The following is a 25,371-nucleotide window of genomic DNA, read 5'->3' as shown; positions in this document are numbered from 1 at the left end:
AATAGTCTTAAATGTTACATAGCTTCCACTACTAACATTGAGTTACAAATAAATTAATAAAAATGGCAAAAGAAGTCGGTGCTTTAATAAAATTACAGATCAAAGGCGGCGCTGCAAATCCATCTCCACCTGTAGGTCCCGCGTTGGGAGCGAAGGGTGTGAACATCATGGAATTTTGCAAGCAATTTAATGCGCGTACCCAAGATAAGCCAGGTAAAGTTTTACCGGTTGTAATTACTGTTTATGTCGACAAGTCATTCGATTTTATCATTAAAACTCCTCCTGTAGCAATTCAATTATTGGATGCAACTGGTTTAAAGAGTGGTTCTGCAGAGCCTAACCGTAAAAAAGTTTCCAGTGTAAACTGGGAGCAGGTTGAAAGCATTGCGAAAGATAAAATGACCGACTTGAACGCATTTACTGTCGAGTCAGCCATGAAAATGGTTGCTGGTACAGCACGCAGTATGGGAATTACCGTTAGCGGTGATGCACCCTGGAATAATTAATTATACAAATCAGTTTAAGAAGTGGCTAGATTAACAAAAAATCAAAAACAGGCACATTCAAAAATTGAGGCTGGGAAAGCATATTCATTAACTGCAGCTGCGGCTCTGGTTAAAGATATTACTACTGCCAAATTTGATGCTTCGATTGACCTTGATGTACGCTTAGGCGTAGATCCGCGTAAAGCGAACCAAATGGTGCGTGGTATTGCAACTCTTCCTCATGGAACCGGTAAAACTGTCCGTGTTTTAGTTCTTTGTACTCCTGATAAGGAGGAAGAAGCTAAAGCAGCAGGTGCAGATTACGTGGGTTTAGATGAATACATTGCCAAAATAGAAGGTGGATGGACTGACGTTGATATCATTATTACAATGCCTAGTGTTATGGCTAAAGTAGGTAAACTCGGACGTGTTTTAGGTCCTCGTAACCTTATGCCAAACCCTAAATCAGGAACTGTTACTACAGATGTAGGTAAAGCAGTAACTGATGTTAAAGGCGGTAAGATCGATTTCAAGGTTGACAAAACAGGAATTATCCATGCCTCTATTGGAAAGGTATCGTTTGATGCAGATAAAATTTATGAGAACGCCCTTGAAGTAATTCAGGTGATTTCTAAATTAAAACCTTCAGCAGCAAAAGGAACTTATTTCAAAAGCATACATATGTCTTCGACAATGAGTCCGGGAATCGAAATTGAAACTAAATCAGTAGCGGGAATCTAATCATGAAAAAAGAAGATAAACACGACGTTGTTCTTGCTTTAACAGAGACGATTGCTGAGTATGGTAATTTTTATATTACTGATACCGCAAACCTGTCTGTAGCAAAGGTCAATGCTATTCGCCGCAAATGTTTCGAAAACGATATCAAAATGCAAGTTGCTAAGAACTCTCTTATCAGAAAAGCTATGGAAGCTTCTGAAGGTGATTACAGCGAAATCTTTGATGTACTTAAAGGATCTTCATCTATTTTATTCTCAAAATCGGCAAATGCTCCGGCAAAGCTGATTAAACAACTGAGAAAATCAGGTGATAAGCCAGTACTTAAAGCTGCATATATTGATTCGTCAGTATTCATTGGTGATCATCTGTTGGATGCCCTTGTAAGCCTTAAATCTAAGGAAGAACTGGTTGCAGACATCATTGCATTGCTTCAGTCTCCTGCTAAAAATGTTATTTCAGGCTTACAGTCGGGTGGTAACAAACTTGCAGGAATTGTTAAAACATTACAAGAAAGAGGTTAACGGACTACCTAAAAGTTCGATTAAATTATTCAAAGTACAGAAATTTTAAAATAAAATAAAATGGCAGATTTAAAATCGTTTGCTGAGCAATTAGTAAACTTAACAGTAAAGGAAGTTAACGAATTAGCTCAAATATTAAAAGATGAGTATGGTATCGAGCCAGCTGCAGCAGCAGTTGCAGTTGCAGGTCCGGCAGCAGGTGGTGATGCACCAGCAGCAGCAGTAGAACAAACTGCTTTCGATGTAATTTTGAAAGAAGCTGGTGGTTCTAAATTAGGTGTTGTTAAATTGGTTAAAGATCTTACAGGCCTTGGCTTGAAAGAAGCTAAAGATTTAGTTGACAGCGCGCCTAAAGAAGTGAAAACTGGCGTTGATAAAGCAGAAGCTGAATCATTAAAGAAAGCATTGGAAGAAGCTGGAGCTACTGTTGAGATTAAATAATCTTAACACATAAAATTATGGCCTTAGACTCCGATTTTCATCGGGGTCTATTGCCATTTGTATTATACCCATTGATGTATGACTTACATCTCCGCACCTGGCGGGAAACAAGTCGAAGTTTATTTACTTAAATAAATTCTCAATCCCTTGGCAAACAAAATTAAGCAATCCGAAAGAGTAAATTTTGCTACCAGCAAGCATGTGATGGATTATCCTGACTTTCTGGATGTTCAATTACAATCTTTCAGGGAATTTTTTCAATTGGAAACTACTTCAGACAACCGTCATCAAGAAGGTTTGTTTAAAGTGTTTTCTGAAAATTTTCCGATCTCTGACTCAAGAAATATCTTCGTTTTAGAATTCCTTGATTACTTCATTGATCCCCCGCGTTATGATATACACGAGTGTATTGAGCGTGGTTTAACGTATAGCGTCCCCTTGAAGGCTAAGCTCCGCTTGTCTTGTAACGATGCGGAACATGAAGATTTTGAAACAATCGTCCAGGATGTTTATTTGGGAACAATCCCATATATGACGCCTAAAGGAACTTTTGTTATAAATGGTGCAGAACGTGTAATTGTATCCCAACTTCATCGTTCTCCGGGTGTGTTTTTCGGGCAGAGTCGTCACACTAATGGAACCAAGCTCTATTCAGCCCGTGTAATTCCTTTTAAGGGTTCATGGATTGAATTTGCTACGGACGTAAATAACGTCATGTATGCATACATAGACCGTAAGAAAAAGTTTCCAGTAACTACATTGCTTCGTGCTATCGGTTATGATTCTGATAAGGATATTCTTGAACTATTTGAATTGGCTGATGAAGTAAAAGTAAGTAAGTCTGGCTTGAAAAAAGCCGTTGGACGTAAGCTTGCTGCCAGAGTGTTGAAGAAATGGGTGGAAGATTTTGTGGATGAAGACACTGGTGAAGTAGTTTCAATTGATCGGAACGAGATCATTATGGAACGCGAAACCGTACTTGAAGAAGAGCATATCGATATGATCATCGAGGCTGGTGTTAAAACTGTAATTCTTACAAAAGAAGATGCCATTAACAGCGGTGATTATACTATTATATATAATACTTTACAAAAAGATACCTCAAACTCTGAGAAGGAGGCGGTGGAGCACATCTATCGTCAATTACGTAATGCAGAACCACCTGATGAAGAAACAGCTCGTGGGATCATCGACCGTTTGTTTTTCTCAGATAAGAGATATGACCTTGGGGATGTAGGACGCTACCGCATCAATCGGAAGCTTAAATTAGCTACGCCTGTAGAGACTAAAGTTTTAACAAAACAGGATATTATCGCCATAGTTAAATACCTGATCAAATTAATTAACTCTAAAGCTGAGGTGGACGATATTGATCACTTATCAAACCGCCGTGTTCGTACAGTAGGCGAGCAGTTATACGCGCAGTTTGGTGTGGGTCTGGCACGTATGGCGCGTACAATCCGTGAGCGTATGAACATCCGTGATAACGAGGTGTTTACACCAACTGACCTAATCAACGCACGTACATTATCTTCTGTGATCAACTCGTTCTTCGGAACAAACCAGTTATCGCAGTTTATGGATCAAACCAATCCTCTGGCAGAGGTCACGCACAAGCGTCGTCTGTCAGCCTTAGGACCTGGTGGACTGTCGCGTGAGCGTGCAGGTTTTGAGGTTCGTGACGTTCACTATACTCACTATGGTCGTTTATGTACTATCGAAACTCCTGAGGGACCAAACATTGGTCTGATTTCATCACTTTGTGTGCATGCTAAGATTAATAATTTAGGTTTTATCGAAACACCTTATCGTAAGGTTGATGCCGGACGAGTAGTTGTTGAAGAGCCGGTTATATACCTTTCTGCAGAAGATGAAGAAGGTAAAACTATCGGACAGGCAAGTGCACTATACGATGATAAAGGAAATTTTGAAACGCCGCATGTAAAAGCCCGTTATGAAGGTGATTTCCCGGTAATTGAGCCGAGTAAGCTCGACTTAATGGATATAGCACCTAATCAGATCACTTCAATTGCTGCATCGTTGATTCCGTTCCTGGAACATGACGATGCTAACCGTGCATTGATGGGATCTAACATGCAACGTCAGGCTGTACCATTGTTACGCCCAGAATCACCAATCGTTGGAACAGGACTTGAAGGACGTGTTGCACGTGATTCTCGTACCCTGATTAATGCCGAAGGATCGGGTGTTGTAGAATATGTTGATGCGAATGAGATTCGTATTCGTTACGAGAGAAATGAAGACGACGTTTTAGTTTCATTTGATGGGGAGGTTAAATCTTACCGTTTGATTAAATTCAAGAAAACTAACCAAAGTACTTGTATCAATTTGAAGCCGATTGTAAGAAAAGGTCAGAAAGTTGAGAAAGGTCAGGTTCTTTGTGAAGGATATGCAACGCAGAACGGTGAACTTGCTCTTGGAAGAAACCTGAAAGTGGCATTCATGCCTTGGCAAGGATTCAATTTCGAGGATGCGATAGTAATTTCTGAGCGTGTAGTTTCACAGGATATATTCACTTCACTTCACATTGAAGAGTTCGAACTTGAAGTTCGTGATACGAAACGTGGTGAAGAAGAACTTACTCCGGATATTCCTAACGTTTCTGAAGAAGCAACTAAAGACCTGGACGAGAATGGAATTATCCGTGTTGGTGCAGAAATTAAGGAAGGTGATATTCTTATCGGTAAGATCACTCCTAAAGGGGAGTCTGATCCATCGCCGGAAGAAAAACTTTTACGTGCAATTTTCGGCGATAAAGCAGGGGATGTAAAAGATGCTTCACTTAAAACTCCACCTTCAATTCATGGTGTGGTTATCGATACAAAACTCTTCTCACGTGCCAAGAAAACAACTAAGCCGGAAGAAAAAGTGCTGATCGAAAAACTTGATAACAAACACAATAAAGCAACCAAGGAATTGAAAGAAACCTTGATTGATAAATTGTTTACTATTGTGAATGGGAAAACTTCCCAGGGTGTGTATAATGTGTACAAAGAACTATTGGTAGCGAAAGGTGTGAAGTTCACACAGAAAATCCTTACTGAAATGGAGTTTGCTAACGTTAACCCTACAAAGTGGACGACTGATGAAGATAAGAATGAGTTGATCAAACAAACACTTCACAACTATAACATTAAGCTTAACGAAGAGCTAGGTGCTTACAAACGTGATAAGTTTGCGATCAGCGTAGGAGATGAGCTTCCATCAGGAATTGTACAAATGGCTAAAGTTTATGTTGCTAAAAAACGTAAGCTGAAAGTAGGAGATAAAATGGCGGGACGTCACGGTAATAAAGGTATCGTTGCCCGTATTGTTCGTGATGAAGATATGCCATTCCTGGAAGATGGAACTCCGGTTGATATCGTGTTGAACCCGCTGGGTGTACCATCACGTATGAACCTTGGACAGATCTATGAAACTGTGTTGGGCTGGGCTGGTAAGGAACTTGGAATGAAGTTCGCAACGCCAATTTTCGACGGAGCTTCCCATGATGAAGTTGAAGAATGGGTTACAAAAGCAGGTGTACCAACATCTGGAAGAACTTATTTATACAATGGTTTGACGGGTGATCGTTTTGACCAGCAGACCACAGTAGGTATTATCTACATGCTGAAATTAGGTCACATGGTTGACGATAAAATGCACGCCCGTTCAATCGGACCATACTCATTAATTACGCAACAACCATTGGGTGGTAAAGCTCAATTTGGAGGTCAGCGTTTTGGTGAGATGGAGGTTTGGGCACTTGAGGCATTTGGTGCTGCAAACATACTTCAGGAGATATTAACAGTTAAGTCTGATGACGTTGTAGGACGTGCAAAAACCTACGAAGCGATCGTTAAAGGTGAGAACCTGCCAACGCCTTCAGTTCCGGAATCATTCAATGTATTGGTTCATGAGTTGAGAGGATTGGGATTGGATATCACATTAGATTAAGTTACGGGTTATGGGTTACGGGTTAAGAGTTCTTAGCCCATAACTCATAACTCATAACTCATAACTAGAAAAAGAGCTATGTCTTACAAAAAGGATAATAAAATCAAAAGTAATTTCACCTCGATAACCATTAGTTTGGCATCGCCGGAATCTATTCTGGAACGATCAAGCGGTGAGGTGTTAAAACCGGAAACTATCAACTACCGGACTTACAAACCTGAGCGTGATGGCTTATTTTGCGAGCGGATATTCGGCCCAGTAAAGGATTACGAATGTCATTGCGGTAAATACAAGCGTATTCGTTACAAGGGTATTGTATGCGACCGTTGTGGGGTTGAGGTAACTGAGAAAAAAGTACGTCGTGAGCGTATGGGGCACATTAATTTGGTGGTTCCTGTTGCACACATCTGGTACTTCCGTTCACTCCCAAACAAAATTGGTTATTTGCTTGGCTTGCCAACAAAAAAGCTTGACCTCATCATTTATTATGAGCGTTATGTAGTAATTCAGGCAGGACTGAAAGAAACTGATGGCATTCAGAAAATGGATTTCCTTACAGAAGAGGAATATCTTGATATACTGGATACTTTACCTAAAGAAAATCAATACTTGGACGACAAAGATCCTGATAAATTCATCGCTAAGATGGGTGCTGAAGCACTTCAGGATCTATTAGGCCGTTTGGATCTTGATCAGCAATCGTATGACCTTCGTCATCAGGCAGCAACGGAAACTTCACAGCAACGTAAAACTGAGGCATTAAAACGTCTTCAGGTTGTTGAAGCATTCCGTGGTGCAAATACCCGTATTGAGAATAATCCGGAATGGATGATCGTTAAGATCGTTCCGGTTATTCCGCCCGAACTGAGGCCTCTCGTTCCACTCGAGGGCGGCCGTTTTGCTACTTCCGATCTGAATGACCTTTACCGCCGTGTGATCATCCGTAACAACCGTTTAAAGCGCCTGATTGAAATCAAAGCACCAGAGGTTATTTTACGTAATGAAAAACGTATGCTTCAGGAGTCTGTCGATTCATTATTTGATAACTCACGTAAAGTAAATGCTGTAAAAACTGAAGGTAACCGTGCTTTAAAATCTCTTTCAGATATCCTGAAAGGTAAACAAGGTCGTTTCCGTCAAAACTTATTAGGTAAACGTGTGGATTATTCAGCACGTTCTGTAATTGTTGTAGGTCCAAATTTGAAACTTCACGAATGCGGTTTACCTAAAGATATGGCTGCGGAGCTTTTCAAACCATTTATCATTCGCAAGATGATTGAAAGAGGAGTGGTAAAAACTGTAAAATCAGCAAAAAAGATTGTAGATCGTAAAGATCCTATTGTTTGGGATATTCTTGAGAATGTGTTAAAAGGACATCCGGTATTATTAAACCGTGCACCTACGCTTCACCGTTTAGGTATTCAGTCTTTTCAACCAAAGCTGGTTGAGGGAAAGGCAATTCAGTTGCACCCCTTGGTGTGTACCGCTTTCAACGCGGATTTTGACGGTGACCAGATGGCCGTGCATTTACCCTTAGGTAATGCTGCGATCTTGGAAGCCCAAATGCTTATGCTCGCTTCTCACAACATTCTGAACCCAGCAAACGGAACTCCAATTACTGTTCCTTCACAGGATATGGTTTTGGGTCTTTACTATATTACTAAAGGCCGCAGAACTGATGAAACTCGTGTTGTTATAGGTCAGGATCAAACCTTCTATTCACCAGAGGAAGTAATTATTGCTTACAATGAGCGTAAACTTGATCTTCACGCTTTCATTAAGGTTAAAACCAATGTGAAAGAAAAGGACGGTAATATTGTAAATAAACTGATTGAAACTACTGTGGGACGGGTGTTATTTAACCAAAGGGTTCCTGCAGAAGTTGGATATATCAATGAATTACTTACTAAAAAATCACTTCGTGATATCATTGGTGAAGTAGTGAAAATTACTGGGATGGCTCGTGCAGCACAGTTCCTTGATGAGATTAAGGAATTAGGTTTCCAGATGGCATTCCAGGGTGGTCTTTCGTTCAACCTTCAGGATCTGAATATACCTGCTGAAAAAGCACAGCTTATAGGCCAGGCAAGTAAAGAGGTTGAAGAAGTAATGAATAACTACAACATGGGATTCATTACCAACAACGAGCGTTACAATCAAATTATCGATATCTGGACCCGTATCAACAATCGCCTGACAGCGAATGTAATGAATCAGTTATCTAGTGATAACCAGGGATTCAATTCTGTATTCATGATGCTTGATTCAGGAGCGCGTGGTTCTAAAGAGCAGATCCGTCAGCTTTGCGGAATGCGTGGATTGATGGCTAAGCCGCAGAAATCCGGTTCAGGAGGTGAAATTATTGAAAATCCTATCTTATCTAATTTTAAAGAAGGTTTATCCGTATTGGAGTACTTCATATCTACTCACGGTGCTCGTAAAGGTTTGGCCGATACAGCATTGAAAACAGCGGATGCGGGTTACCTAACTCGTCGTTTACATGACGTTGCCCAGGACATGATTGTGGGTGAAACGGATTGCGGTACGCTGAGAGGAATTTATACTACAGCATTAAAAGATAATGAAGATATTATCGAGCCATTATACGACCGTATTTTGGGTAGAACAAGTCTCCATGATGTATATGATCCATTATCAAATGAACTGCTTTTACCTGCAGGAGAGGATATTGAAGAGCATATCGCCGCTAAGATCGAGAACTCTGCCCTGGAGGGTATTGAAATCCGTTCTGTTCTAACCTGCGAAAGCAAACGTGGAGTTTGTGCACTATGTTATGGACGTAACCTGGCAACTGGTAAACGTGTTCAGATGGGTGAAGCAGTCGGTGTAATTGCTGCACAGTCAATCGGTGAGCCGGGAACACAGTTAACACTTCGTACATTCCATGTAGGTGGTACTGCATCAAACATTGCTGCAGAATCTCAGATCGTGGCGAAGTTCGATGGTGTTATCGAATTCGAGAATGTCAGAACCGTTAGTCACCAGACTGAAGAAGGTCCGCTAGAAGTTGTTTTGGGACGTTCAGGTGAGTTTAGGATTGTTGAGCCAGGAACAAATAAAATGATTATGGCAAATAACATCCCATACGGAGCTTATCTGTATGTTAAGGATGGTGATAAAATCTCCAAAGGAGATAAAATCTGTAGCTGGGATCCATATAACGCAGTTATTATTTCCGAGTTTGAAGGTAAGGCGGAATTTGAGGCAATTATTGAAGGTGTAACCTTCCGTGAGGAATCAGATGAGCAAACCGGGCACAGAGAAAAAGTTATAATTGATACTCGTGATAAGACTAAAAATCCGGTTATCCGTGTTGCTGATAAAAAAGGTAATGGTCTTAAAGGGTATAACATTCCGGTAGGGGCGCATATTGCAGTTGAGGAGCATGAAGCTGTGAAAATGGGGCAGATCATTGCTAAGATCCCCCGTTCAACAGGTAAAACAAGAGATATCACGGGTGGACTTCCACGTGTGACGGAATTGTTCGAAGCGCGGAATCCTTCAAATCCAGCTGTTGTAACTGAGATTGATGGTGTTGTAACTTTAGGCGGAGTTAAACGTGGTAACCGTGAGATGTCTATCGAATCAAAAGATGGACAGATAAAGAAATATCTAGTGCCATTGTCTAAGCACATTCTTGTTCAGGATAATGACTTCGTTAAAGCGGGTATGCCATTATCTGACGGATCAATTTCTCCTGCTGATATCCTTTCAATTAAAGGCCCTGCAGCAGTTCAGGAATATCTTGTTAATGGTATACAGGAAGTTTACCGTTTACAAGGTGTGAAGATCAACGATAAGCATTTTGAAACCATCGTTCACCAAATGATGCAGAAAGTGATGATCGAGGATGCTGGTGATACACGATTCCTTGAGAAAGAACTTGTTGACCGTTGGGACTTCCAATTGGAAAATGACGAAATCTACGATAAACGCGTAGTAATAGAGCCGGGAGAATCAACTAACCTAAAAGCAGGTCAAATCATTTCTGTCCGTAAATTAAGAGATGAAAATTCTGTTCTTAAACGTAAAGACATGAAACTTGTTGAAACCCGTGATGCGATTGCGGCTACTTCAAGCCAGATGCTTCAAGGTATTACCCGTGCCTCACTGGGAACTAAATCATTCATTTCTGCAGCGTCCTTCCAGGAAACCACTAAAGTATTGAATGAAGCAGCGATCAGTGGTAAACGTGATAACCTCTTGGGATTAAAGGAAAACGTGATCGTTGGTCATTTGATTCCTTCAGGAACTGGTTTACGTCACTACGAGCGGATCATTGTTGGTTCTCAGGAAGAATATGACAAACTATTGGCATCTAAACAGGAAGAAGTAGAAGCTTAATACTTGCCCTTTACTATTTATAAGCCCCTTCTGCATGAAGGGGCTTTTTTGTCTGGCTGAGAAATTGTAATTTACATTATCATAAAAGAAGAGGGATGAGCGTGTCCGAAATTGGACTGTATCAAATTCTTAAAGAACACCTCGGTGACGGAGAAGCAGAGGAACGTGTTTAATTTGTGAGTGCAGAAGTTAAAAATGAGTTCGATAGCAGAAAAGTGATATCTGCTACAAATGAGGATTTGGGAGGGGTCAAATTCGAACTTATGAAATCCATTTATTTTGTGGGCCTTATCAAAGTTCTAGGTGTCACAGGTTCGATGATTGCAATAGTAAATCTCATGATAAAATAACTTTTGAATAAAGTTTTTTGAGTCCTTCCATTTATCGCGAGGACTTTTTTTATTTTTACTTTATGGAAGAGCAGCAACCCGAAAATCAATTGAATATAGAGCTTTCTGAAGAAGTTGCAGAAGGAATTTACTCTAATCTAGCAATTATCACCCACTCTAATACGGAGTTTGTATTAGATTTTGTGCGTGTGATGCCAGGAGTACCAAAGGCCAGAGTAAAATCAAGGATTGTATTAACACCAGAACATGCTAAAAGATTTATGAGAGCCCTTGAGGACAATCTTGAGAAATTTGAGGCCATAAATGGTAGGATAAAGATCAATGAAGACCCGCCAGCGTTTCCGATGAATTTTGGCGGTCCGCCTGCACAAGCTTGATGAAACGACACCTAAGTAAACTGGTATTTGGTAGTCAGTCTGTAAAAGGGCATGAGCAATGGCCGCATATACCTCATTTCGATAAGATTAGGGATGTTTGGCATAACTCTAATTATGTCGATTTTGGAATTGAAAGGATATTTAGATTATTTTTGGTGACTTCAAAAGTCTTTTTCCCCGGAGTTTATTTAGACTATGTTGATCGGAAATTCTCTTATCATCAGAGAAAAATCAGAGGGGAAGTTTACGTAATATTTAAAACTGCTTTGCCATTTGCAATTCTATATTTTGGCTTATGGAATCATGTCGGGCTTTTTATATTTAACATATACCTCCTGATTGAAACCTTTGTATATATTTTCAATAAGATATTTCTTCCGGAGCATACTCTTGGTATAAATTATAACAGGTCTCTAATCCTGCTATTTTTCAATTTTTTAGAAGTAATAGGATCTTATGCCGTGATTTATGCAGCAGGAGATTATTTGAATGAATCAGTTGGAAATATTACCGACGCTCTCTATTTTAGTTTAATAACTGGAGCGACCGTCGGATATGGAGATATTCATCCCATCACCTCGGATGGGAAAGTGCTTGTCATGACCCAGTTAATAAGCACCTTGTCCTTTTTGATACTCTTTTTCAATTTCTTTGCACCACGCGCTCAGGATCGAGGAGTGTAGAATTCAGATAGCTGGTTATACTATCCACCTCATCAGGATGAAACCATTTTATATCCTCAGATTTGTGAAACCATGTGAGTTGTCGTTTCGCAAATCTTCGGGTATTTTGTTTTATCTTATCTACGGCTGCTTCTATAGTAGAACTTCCGTCAAAAAAATCGAATAATTCAGAGTACCCTACAGTATTTAGAGCATTCAGATGTCGGAATGATTTTAATCTTTCTACTTCCCCGACCAGTCCATTATTAATCATTATATCAACCCTATTGTTAATTTTTTCATACAGTTTTTGTCTGTCAGTGTTTAGTCCAACCTTAATGATATTAAAGTTCCTTGTTTTTTTAACCTTGTTGCGAAATTCCGAGAAGGGCTTTCCGCTTGTTTCATATACCTCAATAGCTCTTATAATTCGTTGTGGATTATCTATATCTACTTCATCATAGTATTCGGGATCTATACTTTTTAAACTTTCCTGAAGGAATGAAATTCCGCGTTCCTCCAACAACTGATTATATTTTTCTCTAACCTCTGCAGAAGAAGATGGTATGTCGTCAAATCCCTGGGTGATGGCATTGATATAAAGTCCTGATCCACCAACGAGTATCACGATATTGTGGCGCTCAAAAAGTGTAGAAATTACTTGAAGTGCTTCCCTTTCATAATCGCCAACGTTATAGACATCAGTAATGGAATGGGAATTAATAAAATGATGTGTTACTGTATTGAGTTCATCAGATGAGGGTTTGGCTGTACCAATTTCCATCTCCCGGTATAATTGCCTGGAGTCGGCAGAAACAATTTCAGTCTTATAGTATTGGGCTAAATTTATTGCGAGAATAGTTTTCCCTATGGCTGTTGGACCTGCAATAATAAACAGTGTTTTGGCCATTGAATTCCTTCACCAATTAATAATCATCTTTTTGGAGGTCATCCGGATCATAACCCTCATTGTCAGAGAATTCATCCATAAATTCATCTTTTTCTTCATCATCAACATTTACAAGCTGCTGATCTGTATTAATGCCTATGTCAGTCATTTGTTCCAGATCCTCTGGATCTTCAGGCTGAAAATCTTCCTCATTAAGGAAATCAAAATCATCTGATACGACAGCCTCCGCTGCCGATATAATTCCTGAACCCGCAATTTTGGGTGCTTCACCCAGCGTTCGCGATATTTGTGGATAGCTTTTGCCAGATTCCTCGTTGAGCATTATTTTAATTAATTCTACGTGGAAATCAAAGGGACGTTCAAAATTATAGATGTAGTAGAACTTTTGATGAGGGTCATCAATGAAACTACTCAGCTTTGAATTTTCCATTAAGGCAACTTCATTATTAATTTTTCGCTGATTAGGCAAAAATGCAATTTCTTCGTTTTTTATCCATTGGTCATTACTAACATAAAATGAAGAGGAAACCTCTACTTTATATCCAGTAGATCCATGAATGGCTCTGTGAAGATCCTCAAAAGTCTGGTTTGATTTGATGTCAATATCACGTTCTACGTCATCATAATCCTCGAAAGACACTCTAAATCTATATATCGCCATTACTAATTATTAAATTAAATACAAAAATACGATTTGAAAAAACGGTTTATGGATTTTGATAAAATATTATGTATTCATTTCAACTGGAACCAGTCCAATTTCCCTGCCCTTTTCATACATATATAGTAGTGCTTCTTTCCGATTGTTTTTAATTTCACCTTCCAAAATTGCTTCTCTGATTTGATTTTTTATTATACCAACTTCCCTTCCAGCCCGCAAATTAAATGCCAGCATAATATCTTCCCCGCTAACTGGGGGCTGCCAGTTTCTAATCTGGTCACTTTCCTCGACTTGTTTGAGACGTTTTGTGACCATTTCGAAGTTACGCCTATATTTTTTGACTTTAAATTCATTTTTTGTGGTGACGTCAGCACTGCATAGAAGCATCAAGCCGTCAATTTCTTCACCTGCCTCAAATAACAGTCTTCTAACCGCCGAATCGGTGACGACATCCTGGGCAAGTACGATGGGACGCAAGTGAAGTTGTACAAGTTTCTGTACCATTTTCATCTTTTCGTTCAGCGGTAACTTTAATTGTGCGAAAATTTTCGGTACCATCCGTGCACCTCTGTCTTCATGTCCATGAAATGTCCATCCGTGCCCGGTTTCAAAACGCTTTGTTGCAGGCTTGGCAATATCATGTAATATTGCCGCCCATCGTAGCCATAAGTCGTTCGTGTTCTCTGAAATATTGTCTAAAACCTGCAACGTATGATAGAAATTGTCTTTGTGTGCCTTACCTTCTATGATATCAACACCATGCAAGTCCGCCATCAGTGGAAATATCACTTTTAATAATCCTGTATCAAACAAATGTGTGAATCCTAATGATGGTTTAGGGGAAAGTATGATCTTGTTCAGTTCATCTGTGATCCTTTCCACAGACACAATTCTTATGCGCTCACAATTTGCCTTAATTGCGTGAAGTGCTGTTTCATGAATGTTAAAACCCAATTGCGAAGCAAAGCGTATCGCTCTAAGCATTCTCAGTGGATCGTCCGAAAATGTAATTTTAGGATCAAGTGGTGTCCTTATTAGACTTCTCTCAATATCCTTGATTCCTTCAAAAGGGTCTAATAATATGCCGAAGTTTGACTTATTCAAACCAAAGGCCATTGCATTGATTGTAAAGTCACGTCTTTTCTGATCATCGTCAAGCGTCCCATTTTCTACAATTGGCTTTCGCGATTCCGTCCGATAAGATTCTTTTCTAGCTCCCACAAATTCTATCTCGAGGTCTCCACAACGCAGCATAGCAGTACCAAAATTCTTAAAGATTGAAACCTTTGAGTGGAGAACTTTTCCCGCTGCTTCTGCAAATTTAATTCCATTACCTATTACGAGTATATCAATATCTTTTGAAGGCCGTTGTAAAAAAATATCCCTTACAAATCCACCGATAACGTATATCTCGTCGTTAGTATCCTCTGCAATAAAGCTGAGCTTTTTAAAAATAGGATTAAGTAAGTACTCTTTCATATCAATTTTGATCCTTTCAATAAATGAGGACTTTTACTCTCAAAACAAATATCGGCAAAGCAGAACTATAATTAGATTCGAATTGCCTTATTTCCTGATAAAGGAAAACTTGCCGCCTGATTCAAGCTTTATTATTGTAGATGGTTTGGCGCCCGTGACGACGTGCTGGTCCCAATTAACTATGTAATCTACCCCGTCTTTTATCAAAGGGCTAATGTCAAAGAAACTTGCAGGTGACGATTCGCCACTGATGTTTGCTGACGTGGAGATTAAAGGTTTCCGGAACCGTTGGAGAAGTTGTGTACAGAATTCGTGCTTCACAATCCGGACGCCTATTGTGCCATCCCCGCTTATTGCATTTGAAGCGAGATTTTTTGCACCTGTATATATTATCGTCAACGGATTTTCCGCGAATTCTATAAGGTCGTAGGCAATTTCGGGTACTTCCTTGATATAACTTTGAAGTTTGCTATGTGAGTCAAGTAGTATGATGAGGCTTTTCTCACCAGAACGCCCTTTTAGCTTAAAAACTTTGTCTACAGCTTCCGCATTGGTAGCGTCGCAGCCAATACCCCAGATCGTATCAGTAGGATAGAGGATCAGACCTCCTTCTTTCAAAACTTCGAATGCTTTGCTTACTTCATCTCTTAGCATTATCAATTACATTTTGGTAAAGGTGAATAGTTTGGTCAGAAATAAGCTTGCTCTTAAAATTGTCTAGGTATTGTTTCCCCATTCTCACCATTTTCATTTTCGTCTCGTTGTTGTCGATGATGCCTTTGACCTGTTTTGCCAATTCTACATCATCGTCAGGGTCTATATAAATGCTACCGGGTCCACCAGCTTCTTCCAGGCAGGAACCTTTCGCAGCTATGACGGGTATTCCCGAATGTAATGCTTCAACAATTGGAATTCCAAAGCCCTCAAATCTGGACGGATAAATAAGAAGTTCGGCATGCTGGTATATAGCTGGCAAATCACAATGAGCCACATTGTGCAGAAAATGCACACGCTCTGAAAGCTGATTTTGCTTAATGAATTGCTTAACTGTTAGAGTGTATTTTGTCTCTCTTCCAACTACCACAAGATGGATATTGTCAATTCTTAAAAGTGCTTTCGCTATAAGCATTAAATTTTTGCGCTCTTCTATCGTCCCCACATTTAAGAGGTATTTTTCGGGGAGCTGATATTTTTTTTTTATTTCATCTTTCATTAAAGAAGTGACCTGCTGGTGAAAAATTACGTCACAGTCCTGATATATCACTTCTATTTTATCTTCGTTTACACCAAAATAGTGCATCAGATCTTGTTTAGTCTGTTTGCTAATCGCGATAACTTTGTCTGCATGCAAAGCAGCATAACGATATTTATATTTATAAATAAGGCGATCTATAAAGGAATAATACTGTGGGTATCTTATAAAGATTAAATCATGAATAGTGACCACCGTTGGTATCCCCGCTGTTTTTAAGCTATATGGAATTTCATTGCTTAAGCCGTGGAAGAGGTCTATATTATCACGTAAGAGGTTTTTGATAATGCCAAAACTCCGCCAGTACGATTTAATTAATTGTTTCCCAGGGTATCGGTACTCCACTTCAGAAATTGCCAGTTCCGGAGGAGGAATAGTTATAGCATAAATAAGAAATTGATTGTGTGGGTGGAACTTGGTCAACAAGCGTATCAGGTACCGGCTATAGTTTCCCAAGCCAGTAATATTCTGGGTTGCACGCTTGCCATCAAAACCTACTTTCATCAGAACTTAATTTATTTTTTAATGGCAATGAAGTTTGCATGAGATTATATTAATTTGTTTTATGAGGAGTACACTCATGCAGGTTTTATAATATATCAAATTCCGGTTACAATTAAATTTAGACCGCGACATTGTTTTCTCTTAATGCATCATTAAGGGAGGTTTTTTTGTCGGTAGATTCTTTTCTTTTTCCAATAATAAGTGCACAAGGTACCTGGTACTCACCGGCAGGAAACTTTTTGGCGTAAGAGCCTGGTATCACTACTGATCGGGCAGGCACTATACCTTTATATTCTATCGGTTCCTTACCAGAAACATCTATTATCTTGGTTGAAGCAGTCAAAACTACATTAGCACCTAACACAGCTTCTTTCTCAACATGCACGCCTTCAACAACAATGGCACGTGATCCAATGAAACAATTGTCTTCAATTATTACCGGGGATGCCTGAACAGGTTCCAAAACTCCACCGATTCCAACGCCACCACTCAAATGCACATGTTTTCCAATTTGAGCACATGACCCCACAGTAGCCCAGGTATCTACCATGGTACCCTCATCTACATAAGCGCCAATATTGACGTAAGAAGGCATCATGATCACTCCTTTCGCCAGGTATGCACCATAACGTGCAATGCCATGAGGAACAACTCTAACACCTGTCGCTTTATAATCAGTCTTCAGTTTCATTTTATCATGAAAAACAAAAGGCCCAACTACAATTTCCTTCATTTCTCTTATTGGGAAATAAAGGATGACTGCTTTTTTGATCCAATCGTTAACATGCCAGCGTGTGCCGATTTGTTCTGCAACACGCAATTCTCCTTTATCAAGATGTAAAATAACGCGTTCAATGGCGTCTCTATATTCTTTAAATGTGATAAGCGTGCGGTCATCCCAGGCAGTTTCTATTAGTTTTTTCAATTCGGTGGTCATACTGTAATTTTGAGCCAAATTAAGGGAATTTTCTGGCAAATTCCTGAAGGATATGTAAATTTGCTGACATGGCTGAAAATGAAAAATTGCGGGTAGATAAATACTTATGGGCGATTCGTGCATTTAGAACACGCAGTATTTCTACTGAAGCCTGCAAATCAGGAAGGATTAAAATGACAGGACAGAATCTTAAACCCTCTCATATTGTAAAAGTAGGTGAGGAGTATACCGTTCAAAGAGGTCCGGATAAAAAGATAATAAAAGTTATCGGTCTTTTAGAAAGACGGGTAGATGCAAAGACTGCCGTAACGTTTTATCAAGATTTAACTCCAGTGGAAGATACAACTTCTTATAAGTCAATGTTCCACACACCGAACTTAAGCCGGGATAGGGGTGCAGGCAGGCCTACGAAAAGAGATAGGAGGGAGATTGACGACCTGCAAGAAGGTTGGTTTGATTAGTCGACAGTTGAGTTGAGAGTGGACAGTTGGCATGAATCAGTATTTGATTTTCATCTCGGATTGATCCCAAAGCCGGAACGCTGCCTGGGCTTCGTCTCTTAAAATCTGATGAATGCTTAGTTTTCGACTACTCATTGGTAAGGCTATTTCATCATAAATAAATTGATCATCGAACCCAATCAGATTTGCATCCTGTTTGGTATTTGCATAAAAAATCTTGTCGATATGCGCCCAATAAATTGCACTCAGGCACATGGGGCATGGTTCACAACTCGTATAAATTACACAGCCACTTAGATCGTAGGTCTTAAGTTTTTTGCACGCCATCCGAATGGCAGAAATTTCTGCATGCGCGGTAGGATCTAATGTAGTAGTAACTTTATTTGCACTCCTTGCAACCATCTTTCCATCCTTTACGACGACCGCGCCAAAGGGTCCACCCAAAGCACTTCTGACATTTCCTTCCGATACCCGAATTGCCAATCGCATAAATTTTTCATGTTCCTTGCTCTCCATATCTTATAATCTTTATTGAAAAACTCTAGAAATAGTTGCATTAAAAAACCCCAGTCAAGCTGGGGTTGAAATAAATTTCCTATGGATAATTACTTCTTATCCTTTTTATAAGCACCATTTAAACCTGCCAAGACGTCCGTGGTTACATCCAGACTTTCATCAGCAAATAAGACTGTCGGGTTAGCCTTTGAATAGGTTAAAACCATTTTATAACCTTTGGTTTTAGCATAACCCTTCAAAAATTCTGAAACTTTGTTATATAATTTTTCATTTTCTACTGCTTCTTCATTTGCAAGTGCGTTACCGGCATTTTGATTATATGCAGCTAATTCCTGTTGCTTTCTCGCAAGGCGTTGTTCGGTATTTGTGCGCTGATCAGCACTAAGGTTTGCTGCGCTTTGCTGATATTGGGCTACTTCTTTCTGAAATGCTGTCCCTTTTGCTGTAAGATCTGACTGGGCTTTTTTAGATTTCTCCTGAAAAACATTCTTTACGTCTTTAAAATACTCGTAGTTATTTAGCAGGGAATCGGAGTTTACAAAGACGATTGCTTCCGATTTATTAATAGTCGACGTTGTTACTGAGGTATTAGATTTAGGCTGTTCTTTACCGCAAGATATTATTGCTACTGCAATCACAAGCGCAGCCGCCACTTTACTTAAATTTGTCAATATTTTCTTCATGTTTTTTATTAAAAATTTAAGCAAATATAATCTTTCAATCCAAGTATCCCAATCATTTAATTTGATGGAAATCTAAGGGATAAAAGTATGGGCTATTTTTATCCACAATGTAGTATTTTCCGGCTAAAATCGTTATTTTTGGTACAAGTTGTTATATTAAAATATGAGCGAAGAAACAGTAGATAAGTCTAATTATTCAGCGGATAATATACAGGTATTAGAAGGGCTGGAGGCGGTTAGAAAACGGCCGTCCATGTATATTGGCGACACAGGTTTTAAAGGATTGCATCACCTGGTTTACGAGGTAGTTGATAATTCAATCGATGAAGCTCTTGCGGGGTATTGCACTGACATAAATGTTATTATCCATAAAGGAAATTCTGTTACTGTCAGTGATAATGGCCGGGGTATCCCAACTGCATTGCACACCAAGGAAAAGAAGTCTGCACTAGAGGTTGTAATGACCGTTCTTCATGCGGGAGGTAAATTCGATAAGGATACCTACAAAGTATCCGGCGGGCTTCACGGTGTAGGTGTGAGTTGTGTAAATGCACTTTCGAAGCCATTAAAGGTGATCGTTCATCGTGAAGGCAAAATATTTACGCAGGAATACGAATGTGGAAAGCCTCTCTTTGATGTTAAAGTTATTGGTGAAAGTGATAAAACGGGCACTATCGTGACTTTCCATCCCGATCCCGAAATTTTCACACTTACTACAGAATATAAATTTGATACTCTGGCAGCGCGCCTGCGGGAACTCGCTTACTTAAATAAGGGAATTCGTCTCTCACTGACTGATGAGCGTGAAATTTTGGAAGATGGATCTTTACTTAAAGAGGATTTCTATTCGGAAGGTGGGTTGAAAGAATTTGTAAAATATCTTGATGGAATGCGTAATTCAATTATTCCGGAACCAATATATGTGGAAGGAATTAAACAAGGCATTCCGGTTGAGATGGCTCTTCAATACAACGATACCTACACTGAAAATGTACACTCTTATGTAAATAATATCAATACTCATGAGGGTGGTACGCACGTGGCAGGTTTCCGCCGAGGTTTAACACGTACGCTCAAGGCATATGCGGAAAAATCGGGCATGTTAAAAAATATGAAGATTGAGATCACAGGTGATGACTTCCGTGAGGGGTTAACAGCTGTGATCTCGGTCAAAGTGCAAGAACCCCAGTTTGAGGGCCAGACTAAAACCAAATTAGGCAATAATGAGGTAATGGGTGCAGTAGATGTTGCGGTAGGTGAAATTCTTGGGAATTACCTGGAAGAAAACCCTCGTGAGGCTAAGATGATTGTCAACAAGGTTATTCTGGCTGCTACTGCAAGAGCGGCAGCTAGAAAAGCACGTGAAATGGTTCAGCGCAAAACGGTAATGGGCGGATCAGGACTGCCGGGCAAGCTTGCTGATTGTGCAAATAATGATCCCGCAGCATGTGAACTATATCTTGTAGAAGGAGATTCGGCGGGTGGTACCGCAAAGCAGGGACGTGATCGAAATTTTCAGGCCATCCTTCCATTGAAAGGTAAAATCCTGAATGTGGAAAAAGCGATGGAGCATAAGATTTACGAGAATGACGAAATCAAGAATATGTTTACCGCTATGGGGGTAAGTATAGGTACGGCAGAAGATGCCAAAGCGCTCAATATGGAAAAGCTTCGTTACCACCGGATTATAATCATGACTGATGCTGACGTTGACGGTTCACACATCACAACTCTTATACTTACTTTCTTTTTCCGATATATGAAAGAGCTTATAGAGTATGGTTATATCTATATCGCAGCACCTCCATTGTATCAGGTTAAGAAGGGTAAGGAATTCGAATACGCATGGAATGATGATCAGCGAGATGCGGCGGTACAGCGTCTAAAAGGAGGCGGTAAAGAAGAAAGCGTTGGAATTCAACGATACAAAGGTTTAGGTGAAATGAACGCTGAGCAGTTGTGGGACACTACTTTAAATCCTGAAACACGGACGTTAAGAAAAGTTACGATTGAGAATGCCGCAGAATGCGATCATATTTTTTCGATGCTAATGGGTGATGAGGTAGCTCCCAGACGTGAATTCATAGAAAAGAATGCAAAGTATGCCAGAATAGATATTTAATAACGAAAGCTAGAAAAGCACTTCACTTTATTGGAGGGCACTGAAAAAGGCTTCCTTTTGGGAGTCGACCTTTAAAGCGGCTTGGTAAATTTACTTTTTACCTAGCCGCTTTTTCTATTTTGCTGACTGAGATTGAGAACCGTGTAGTACTGGTAATTAATAGCTGAGGTTGGGTAAAGAATGTTTTCTTTTGTTTTACTGACTTAGCTAGTTAGTTTGATGATTCTTTTCAGATTCACTGTAAAAATCGCCAATGCTCCCTGCATTTGCATATTTCCAATTCCATAAGATATTGCTCGGTGGTAGCCATGAACGTTTTTCAACTCACTGTTCTTTGCTTCAATCTTATACCGATGTTTTGCTTTCTGTTTATAATGATCAGTCTCTTGAAAAGCGATCTGCTGCAAGTGCATGTCTGATTTTATAGTTACCGAATAGGTCTTGGTTTTTGCCCCGCTTTTATAACAATTCTCACTCAATGGACAGGTTTTACATTTTTCAACGTCAAAGTAATAGACCTCTGACTGGTTCTTTCCTCTGTTCTTTTTCCCCTGACGAGCTCGTCGGATGGCCAAGTGGCCGGCGGGACAGACAAACATTCCAGCATCTTTATTATAATCGAACTTCTCTTCTTCCTTTCTTGCACCCTGGGCTATGGCAGGGGTCAGTCTGGCTACGACATTGATGTCCTGCCCGGTCGCTATGGCAAGGTTTTCCTTCCCCGAATAAGCCGCATCCCCAATAATTGTCTCTACTTCAATACCGTTGTTTTGACTAATTTCCAAAAGTCTGGGAAGTTCCGGGCCGTCCCCTTTTTCTCCTGAGGTAACCACAGCGGCCGTGATAATCCGTTCTTCTGTCGATCAGTTCGTTGATCTTGCGAAGAAGATTATCCTTGGGTACGATCAGATCATACAACCCTGAAAACGCACTGAATTTGATTTTTTGTTGTTGGGCTAACATCTAAAGTATTCTTATTTCCACTTTAAAGTACAAATAAAGGAGCAGAAAACATATGCTTTCTACTCCTTTATTACCAGATAAAAACTACCGGACTTTTTCAGTGCCCTCGATTATTTTGAAGGGCTTTTCTGTGCAGGATTGTACCGTAAATAAACTACCGCACTGACCTGTTTACTCGATGTAATTTGAATCAGATGTTCTTTTGAACCATCAAACACTTTTAACGTGGAGGTGTTCGGAGGAATTCGACCTAAGTTCTCCGCATAAAGTATGATCTCATGCAGTTCAGTATCGCGGTTCAGCCGGAGGGTATGAACAGACTTTGCATTTACTATCGGTAAATTCTTTATAAACTGCCGCCTGTTATGGTAAACTGAGATTATATCGCCGTCTTCCCGCAAGTAATCACCAATTTCTAGTTCGATCACATTATTGGTGACTTCAAGCACAATGGGCCGGGCTAGTTTTGTTTGCATAAAAACATTCGGATCGCGGTCGTCCAACAAAAGGTTCGTAAGTAAATTTGGTGGAATATCATCCTGATTATCTTTGCTGAAGCGTTCCAAATACGCTTTTCCAGGATAGCAGGCTATAGTATTTTCTCCAGCTCCGGTAAAGGTGCCGCTCAGGTTTTCTACGCCTTTTTCCTGGGAAAGAGATAATTCTAGGTTTTTAATACAAAGAAACCTGGTTGTATCCGCCGGAATTCTCGAATAAAGGATTTTAAGTTCTTTAATCTTTAGCTCGGAACCTTTAATTACACCAATAAAATCGAGTGCTCCTTCCGCCTTTAACGGGTTGTTTCGATACAAATATGCTTTTCCGCTCACAATGTTTTGGTTTTGGTCTTTCACATGCAATATATACTGCATATTTAGTACCGTAACGTCATATACCTCAGCACGCAAATAACCCGTCCAAATTCCTTTGTAATCCTGAGCAAACAAAGTTGAGCCTGCGAAGAGAAATAAAACAAGTACATGTAATTTTTTCATTTCGACCGATAGCGTTTATTTATTTTTCTTTTTTGGCTTGTATCTAAGATAAACCGCCGCTGTTTTTTCCTTGTCAGAAACTATCATAACACGGTGCCGATTCTCCCCATCAATTAGAATCAACTCTGAAGTATTAGGTGGAACCTGTCCGAGATTTTCAGCATATAATAAAATCTCATGTAATTCAAGCCGGGTATCGAGTTTAAAATTGAGTAAGGCTGGTCTTTTGGCAATACGAATATTCTTCGCAAGCAAGTTTCGGTTTAAGTAGACAGAAACTGTGTCGTTATCCACCTTCATATAATCGACAATCTGGATTTGAAGATCAGGTTGCGTCACGACGATTTCGGTGATTTTTTTAGGTTCAGTATTAAGAAATATGGGACTGAAGTTGGGAATAGGAGGGTTAATGTTGGCTATTAACATGGGCTCAGTAACAACAAGTGAATCTTTGTGATCTTCTAGAAAGTTATTCAACCCTTCAATTGTTCTAGAGAGGATAACTTTCCCCGGGAAACAGGGTTTCGAAAGATCATCTGTTCCAACTCCATTCCACCTCCCTTCAAGGTACTCGAAACTTCCTTCCTTGCGATATGCCAGGACAAATTGCTTTACACAAGCGACCCAGCTAAATGGAACCTTGTCTTCACGAATCCAACCGAGGCTTTCACTCAGATGTATACTATCTTTGGCAATATAACCGGAAAGGCCGAAACGTATTCGGACTGAGTCACCTTCAAAGGCATAAGATTCGCCCCATATAGTTTTCCGCTGGGTTAGTTCCAGCTCAAGATCGTAAAGTTCGCTGTATCCACCGGGAGTCTGTGTTACTTTTCCGATCCACCTTCCCTGAATATTTTGAGAAAATGAGGTTTGGAAACCAAAAAACATTATGATACACACGGAGAGCCATCTCATGCTATAGAAATTTAAATCAAGTTAGTGATTTTTAGTCGATTTATTAAAGGCGGCCGGGTAAAAGTTTTAGTACCAGTTTTTCGTAATTAATCACAGCGCAGTGACTGTAGAGGATATCACCTCCTAATACGCCAATTACTGGCGGTAGATTAAGAGATTCATAAGCTGTGCTAATTGTTGAGAGATCTAAAACTGCTGCTTCAAAGTTTTTCAGTTTAAGCTTTCCGATTTTCAGTCGCGGAAGTACAAAAGTGTAACTTTCCATCGTATTGGTGCCTAAACCCGTTGAAAGTTTTTCCGATTGCTTCAGCTCCTCCGAAGTGATGTATTTTTCGATAGTTGCTTTATCGAGCACCGTTTTCGATGCGCCTGTATCCAATACCGCATTAAATTTTTTCCCGAAAATGACAACTTCCACCAAAAGGTGGAAGCCATCCTCATGAAGATTTATTAGTGCTAATGGAACTGTTATTTTTTTCATCTGTCTCATGGCCAATAGCTCACAGGCCATGGTCTAGTTTGGTCGCAAACAAACAGAGACCAACTTCCCTAAATTAAATTTGAATCGCGCAATACCTGATTCATATTCCGGACTGCGTCAGCGCTTTTTGTAAATTCAGCTTGCTCAACATCAGACAACTTGAAGTCAAGAATTTTTTCCCAACCATTTTTCCCGATTATTACAGGCACTACGAGAGAAATATCCTTCTGTCCGTATTCGCCATCCAGAGCTACACCACAGGATATAAGACGTTTTTCATCTCGTACAATACTTTCAACCATTGCTGCGGTTCCTGCACCTGGAGCATACCATGCAGAAGTACCGATGAGTTTGGTTAATGTAGCTCCTCCCACCATGGTCGAAGAAACTACCTTTTCCTGTTGCTCCTTTGAAAGAAGTTGGGTGACAGGAATACTATTCCAAGTAGCATGGTGAATCAATGGAATCATTGTGGTATCGCCGTGTCCACCAATTACGACTGCATTAAGATCAGCTGGTGAGCATCCTAATTCAACGCTCAGGTAATATTTAAACCTGGCAGAATCCAGTGCTCCACCCATTCCGAGAAT

21 protein-coding genes and 2 pseudogenes are annotated in these 25,371 nt (G+C 39.9%); 10 read left to right on the top strand and 13 right to left on the bottom strand.

Translation table 11 applies throughout. The features are described 5' to 3' along the window. The first annotated feature begins 62 nt into the window (after positions 1-62). From rplK to ACLL8Z_RS12125, 8 genes are all read left to right on the top strand, one after another. Positions 63-506 (top strand): 50S ribosomal protein L11, encoded by a 444-nt coding sequence (gene rplK / locus ACLL8Z_RS12160; RefSeq protein WP_079700630.1) that lies wholly within the window; start codon positions 63-65, stop codon positions 504-506. A 21-nt stretch (positions 507-527) separates the two neighbouring features. Then, positions 528-1,226: a 50S ribosomal protein L1 gene (gene rplA, locus ACLL8Z_RS12155; protein ID WP_411275059.1), complete on the top strand. Its 699-nt coding sequence runs from the start codon at positions 528-530 to the stop codon at positions 1,224-1,226. Between the two features lie 2 nt (positions 1,227-1,228). Further along, positions 1,229-1,747, top strand: a complete 519-nt coding sequence (rplJ, locus tag ACLL8Z_RS12150; RefSeq protein ID WP_411275058.1) for a 50S ribosomal protein L10 — start codon at positions 1,229-1,231, stop codon at positions 1,745-1,747. Between the two features lie 60 nt (positions 1,748-1,807). Beyond that, on the top strand, positions 1,808-2,188 hold the full coding sequence (gene rplL, locus ACLL8Z_RS12145; RefSeq protein WP_411275057.1) for a 50S ribosomal protein L7/L12: 381 nt from the start codon (positions 1,808-1,810) through the stop codon (positions 2,186-2,188). Between the two features lie 147 nt (positions 2,189-2,335). After that, positions 2,336-6,145 carry a DNA-directed RNA polymerase subunit beta gene (rpoB, locus tag ACLL8Z_RS12140; protein ID WP_411275056.1) on the top strand — a complete coding sequence of 1,270 codons (3,810 nt, stop codon included), beginning with the start codon at positions 2,336-2,338 and terminating at the stop codon, positions 6,143-6,145. A 78-nt stretch (positions 6,146-6,223) separates the two neighbouring features. Further along, complete coding sequence (gene rpoC / locus ACLL8Z_RS12135; RefSeq protein ID WP_411275055.1) at positions 6,224-10,510, top strand: DNA-directed RNA polymerase subunit beta'; 4,287 nt, start codon at positions 6,224-6,226, stop codon at positions 10,508-10,510. A 412-nt stretch (positions 10,511-10,922) separates the two neighbouring features. Then, positions 10,923-11,237: a DUF3467 domain-containing protein gene (locus ACLL8Z_RS12130; protein WP_411275054.1), complete on the top strand. Its 315-nt coding sequence runs from the start codon at positions 10,923-10,925 to the stop codon at positions 11,235-11,237. After that, complete coding sequence (locus ACLL8Z_RS12125) at positions 11,237-11,920, top strand: potassium channel family protein (RefSeq protein ID WP_411275053.1); 684 nt, start codon at positions 11,237-11,239, stop codon at positions 11,918-11,920. Before ACLL8Z_RS12130 ends, ACLL8Z_RS12125 begins: the two co-directional genes overlap by 1 nt. Here the strand turns inward: ACLL8Z_RS12125 and miaA are convergent. The 6 genes from miaA to ACLL8Z_RS12095 all read right to left on the bottom strand — a co-directional run bounded on the left by miaA (position 11,880) and on the right by ACLL8Z_RS12095 (position 17,642). Further along, the gene (gene miaA / locus ACLL8Z_RS12120; protein ID WP_411275052.1) at positions 11,880-12,809 is read right to left on the bottom strand and encodes a tRNA (adenosine(37)-N6)-dimethylallyltransferase MiaA; all 930 of its coding nucleotides are present in this window, start codon (positions 12,807-12,809) and stop codon (positions 11,880-11,882) included. The genes ACLL8Z_RS12125 and miaA overlap by 41 nt on opposite strands. A 16-nt stretch (positions 12,810-12,825) precedes the next feature. Beyond that, positions 12,826-13,470: an IS1096 element passenger TnpR family protein gene (locus ACLL8Z_RS12115; RefSeq protein ID WP_411275051.1), complete on the bottom strand. Its 645-nt coding sequence runs from the start codon at positions 13,468-13,470 to the stop codon at positions 12,826-12,828. Between the two features lie 66 nt (positions 13,471-13,536). Continuing rightward, a complete protein-coding gene (locus ACLL8Z_RS12110) occupies positions 13,537-14,949 on the bottom strand; it encodes a CCA tRNA nucleotidyltransferase (RefSeq protein ID WP_411275050.1) in 1,413 nt (470 codons plus the stop codon). An 87-nt stretch (positions 14,950-15,036) separates the two neighbouring features. Beyond that, on the bottom strand, positions 15,037-15,603 hold the full coding sequence (locus ACLL8Z_RS12105; RefSeq protein WP_411275049.1) for an L-threonylcarbamoyladenylate synthase: 567 nt from the start codon (positions 15,601-15,603) through the stop codon (positions 15,037-15,039). Next, positions 15,590-16,705: a glycosyltransferase family 4 protein gene (locus tag ACLL8Z_RS12100; RefSeq protein WP_411275048.1), complete on the bottom strand. Its 1,116-nt coding sequence runs from the start codon at positions 16,703-16,705 to the stop codon at positions 15,590-15,592. Before ACLL8Z_RS12100 ends, ACLL8Z_RS12105 begins: the two co-directional genes overlap by 14 nt. 118 nt (positions 16,706-16,823) lie before the next feature. Beyond that, positions 16,824-17,642 carry a 2,3,4,5-tetrahydropyridine-2,6-dicarboxylate N-succinyltransferase gene (locus ACLL8Z_RS12095; RefSeq protein WP_411275047.1) on the bottom strand — a complete coding sequence of 273 codons (819 nt, stop codon included), beginning with the start codon at positions 17,640-17,642 and terminating at the stop codon, positions 16,824-16,826. Positions 17,643-17,710: 68 nt separating this feature from the next. Here ACLL8Z_RS12095 and ACLL8Z_RS12090 point away from each other — a divergent pair, with 68 nt between their 5' ends. Beyond that, positions 17,711-18,103 carry an RNA-binding S4 domain-containing protein gene (locus ACLL8Z_RS12090; RefSeq protein ID WP_411275046.1) on the top strand — a complete coding sequence of 131 codons (393 nt, stop codon included), beginning with the start codon at positions 17,711-17,713 and terminating at the stop codon, positions 18,101-18,103. Positions 18,104-18,139: 36 nt separating this feature from the next. On the opposite strand, the gene ACLL8Z_RS12085 is transcribed toward ACLL8Z_RS12090, so the two are convergent. Next, the gene (locus ACLL8Z_RS12085; RefSeq protein ID WP_411275045.1) at positions 18,140-18,619 is read right to left on the bottom strand and encodes a nucleoside deaminase; all 480 of its coding nucleotides are present in this window, start codon (positions 18,617-18,619) and stop codon (positions 18,140-18,142) included. 89 nt (positions 18,620-18,708) lie between these two features. Beyond that, a complete protein-coding gene (locus ACLL8Z_RS12080; protein ID WP_411275044.1) occupies positions 18,709-19,302 on the bottom strand; it encodes an OmpH family outer membrane protein in 594 nt (197 codons plus the stop codon). Between the two features lie 163 nt (positions 19,303-19,465). Between ACLL8Z_RS12080 and gyrB the strand changes: the two genes are divergently transcribed. Continuing rightward, positions 19,466-21,424, top strand: coding sequence for a DNA topoisomerase (ATP-hydrolyzing) subunit B (gene gyrB, locus ACLL8Z_RS12075; RefSeq protein ID WP_411275043.1), 1,959 nt, complete (start codon positions 19,466-19,468; stop codon positions 21,422-21,424). Between the two features lie 203 nt (positions 21,425-21,627). Here gyrB and ACLL8Z_RS12070 read toward each other — a convergent pair. From ACLL8Z_RS12070 to ACLL8Z_RS12050, 5 genes and pseudogenes are all read right to left on the bottom strand, one after another. Next, positions 21,628-22,284, bottom strand: a pseudogene (locus ACLL8Z_RS12070) (transposase); the annotation flags it as partial. Positions 22,285-22,497: 213 nt separating this feature from the next. Then, complete coding sequence (locus ACLL8Z_RS12065) at positions 22,498-23,382, bottom strand: hypothetical protein (protein WP_411275042.1); 885 nt, start codon at positions 23,380-23,382, stop codon at positions 22,498-22,500. A gap of 15 nt (positions 23,383-23,397) precedes the next feature. After that, positions 23,398-24,300, bottom strand: coding sequence for a hypothetical protein (locus ACLL8Z_RS12060; RefSeq protein ID WP_411275041.1), 903 nt, complete (start codon positions 24,298-24,300; stop codon positions 23,398-23,400). A 43-nt stretch (positions 24,301-24,343) separates the two neighbouring features. After that, positions 24,344-24,781, bottom strand: coding sequence for an aspartyl protease family protein (locus ACLL8Z_RS12055; RefSeq protein ID WP_411275040.1), 438 nt, complete (start codon positions 24,779-24,781; stop codon positions 24,344-24,346). A gap of 68 nt (positions 24,782-24,849) precedes the next feature. Further along, positions 24,850-25,371: pseudogene (locus ACLL8Z_RS12050) on the bottom strand (malate dehydrogenase); the annotation flags it as partial.

The sequence above is a fragment of the Daejeonella sp. genome, assembly GCF_046590655.1.
In the GTDB taxonomy this organism is placed as follows: domain Bacteria; phylum Bacteroidota; class Bacteroidia; order Sphingobacteriales; family Sphingobacteriaceae; genus Daejeonella.
Note: the sequence above shows the minus strand (reverse complement) of the source record. Positions and strands in the feature narration are given on the sequence as shown.

Excerpts from the sequence above, each read along its gene's own strand:
- rplK (WP_079700630.1), top strand. The coding sequence starts at position 63 with ATGGCAAAAGAAGTCGGTGCTTTAATAAAATTACAGATCAAAGGCGGC.
- rplJ (WP_411275058.1), top strand. The coding sequence starts at position 1,229 with ATGAAAAAAGAAGATAAACACGACGTTGTTCTTGCTTTAACAGAGACG.
- rplL (WP_411275057.1), top strand. The coding sequence starts at position 1,808 with ATGGCAGATTTAAAATCGTTTGCTGAGCAATTAGTAAACTTAACAGTA.
- rpoC (WP_411275055.1), top strand. The coding sequence starts at position 6,224 with ATGTCTTACAAAAAGGATAATAAAATCAAAAGTAATTTCACCTCGATA.
- ACLL8Z_RS12130 (WP_411275054.1), top strand. The coding sequence starts at position 10,923 with ATGGAAGAGCAGCAACCCGAAAATCAATTGAATATAGAGCTTTCTGAA.
- ACLL8Z_RS12125 (WP_411275053.1), top strand. The coding sequence starts at position 11,237 with ATGAAACGACACCTAAGTAAACTGGTATTTGGTAGTCAGTCTGTAAAA.
- miaA (WP_411275052.1), bottom strand. The coding sequence starts at position 12,809 with ATGGCCAAAACACTGTTTATTATTGCAGGTCCAACAGCCATAGGGAAA.
- ACLL8Z_RS12115 (WP_411275051.1), bottom strand. The coding sequence starts at position 13,470 with ATGGCGATATATAGATTTAGAGTGTCTTTCGAGGATTATGATGACGTA.
- ACLL8Z_RS12110 (WP_411275050.1), bottom strand. The coding sequence starts at position 14,949 with ATGAAAGAGTACTTACTTAATCCTATTTTTAAAAAGCTCAGCTTTATT.
- ACLL8Z_RS12105 (WP_411275049.1), bottom strand. The coding sequence starts at position 15,603 with ATGCTAAGAGATGAAGTAAGCAAAGCATTCGAAGTTTTGAAAGAAGGA.
- ACLL8Z_RS12100 (WP_411275048.1), bottom strand. The coding sequence starts at position 16,705 with ATGAAAGTAGGTTTTGATGGCAAGCGTGCAACCCAGAATATTACTGGC.
- ACLL8Z_RS12095 (WP_411275047.1), bottom strand. The coding sequence starts at position 17,642 with ATGACCACCGAATTGAAAAAACTAATAGAAACTGCCTGGGATGACCGC.
- ACLL8Z_RS12090 (WP_411275046.1), top strand. The coding sequence starts at position 17,711 with ATGGCTGAAAATGAAAAATTGCGGGTAGATAAATACTTATGGGCGATT.
- ACLL8Z_RS12085 (WP_411275045.1), bottom strand. The coding sequence starts at position 18,619 with ATGGAGAGCAAGGAACATGAAAAATTTATGCGATTGGCAATTCGGGTA.
- ACLL8Z_RS12080 (WP_411275044.1), bottom strand. The coding sequence starts at position 19,302 with ATGAAGAAAATATTGACAAATTTAAGTAAAGTGGCGGCTGCGCTTGTG.
- gyrB (WP_411275043.1), top strand. The coding sequence starts at position 19,466 with ATGAGCGAAGAAACAGTAGATAAGTCTAATTATTCAGCGGATAATATA.
- ACLL8Z_RS12065 (WP_411275042.1), bottom strand. The coding sequence starts at position 23,382 with ATGAAAAAATTACATGTACTTGTTTTATTTCTCTTCGCAGGCTCAACT.
- ACLL8Z_RS12060 (WP_411275041.1), bottom strand. The coding sequence starts at position 24,300 with ATGAGATGGCTCTCCGTGTGTATCATAATGTTTTTTGGTTTCCAAACC.
- ACLL8Z_RS12055 (WP_411275040.1), bottom strand. The coding sequence starts at position 24,781 with ATGAAAAAAATAACAGTTCCATTAGCACTAATAAATCTTCATGAGGAT.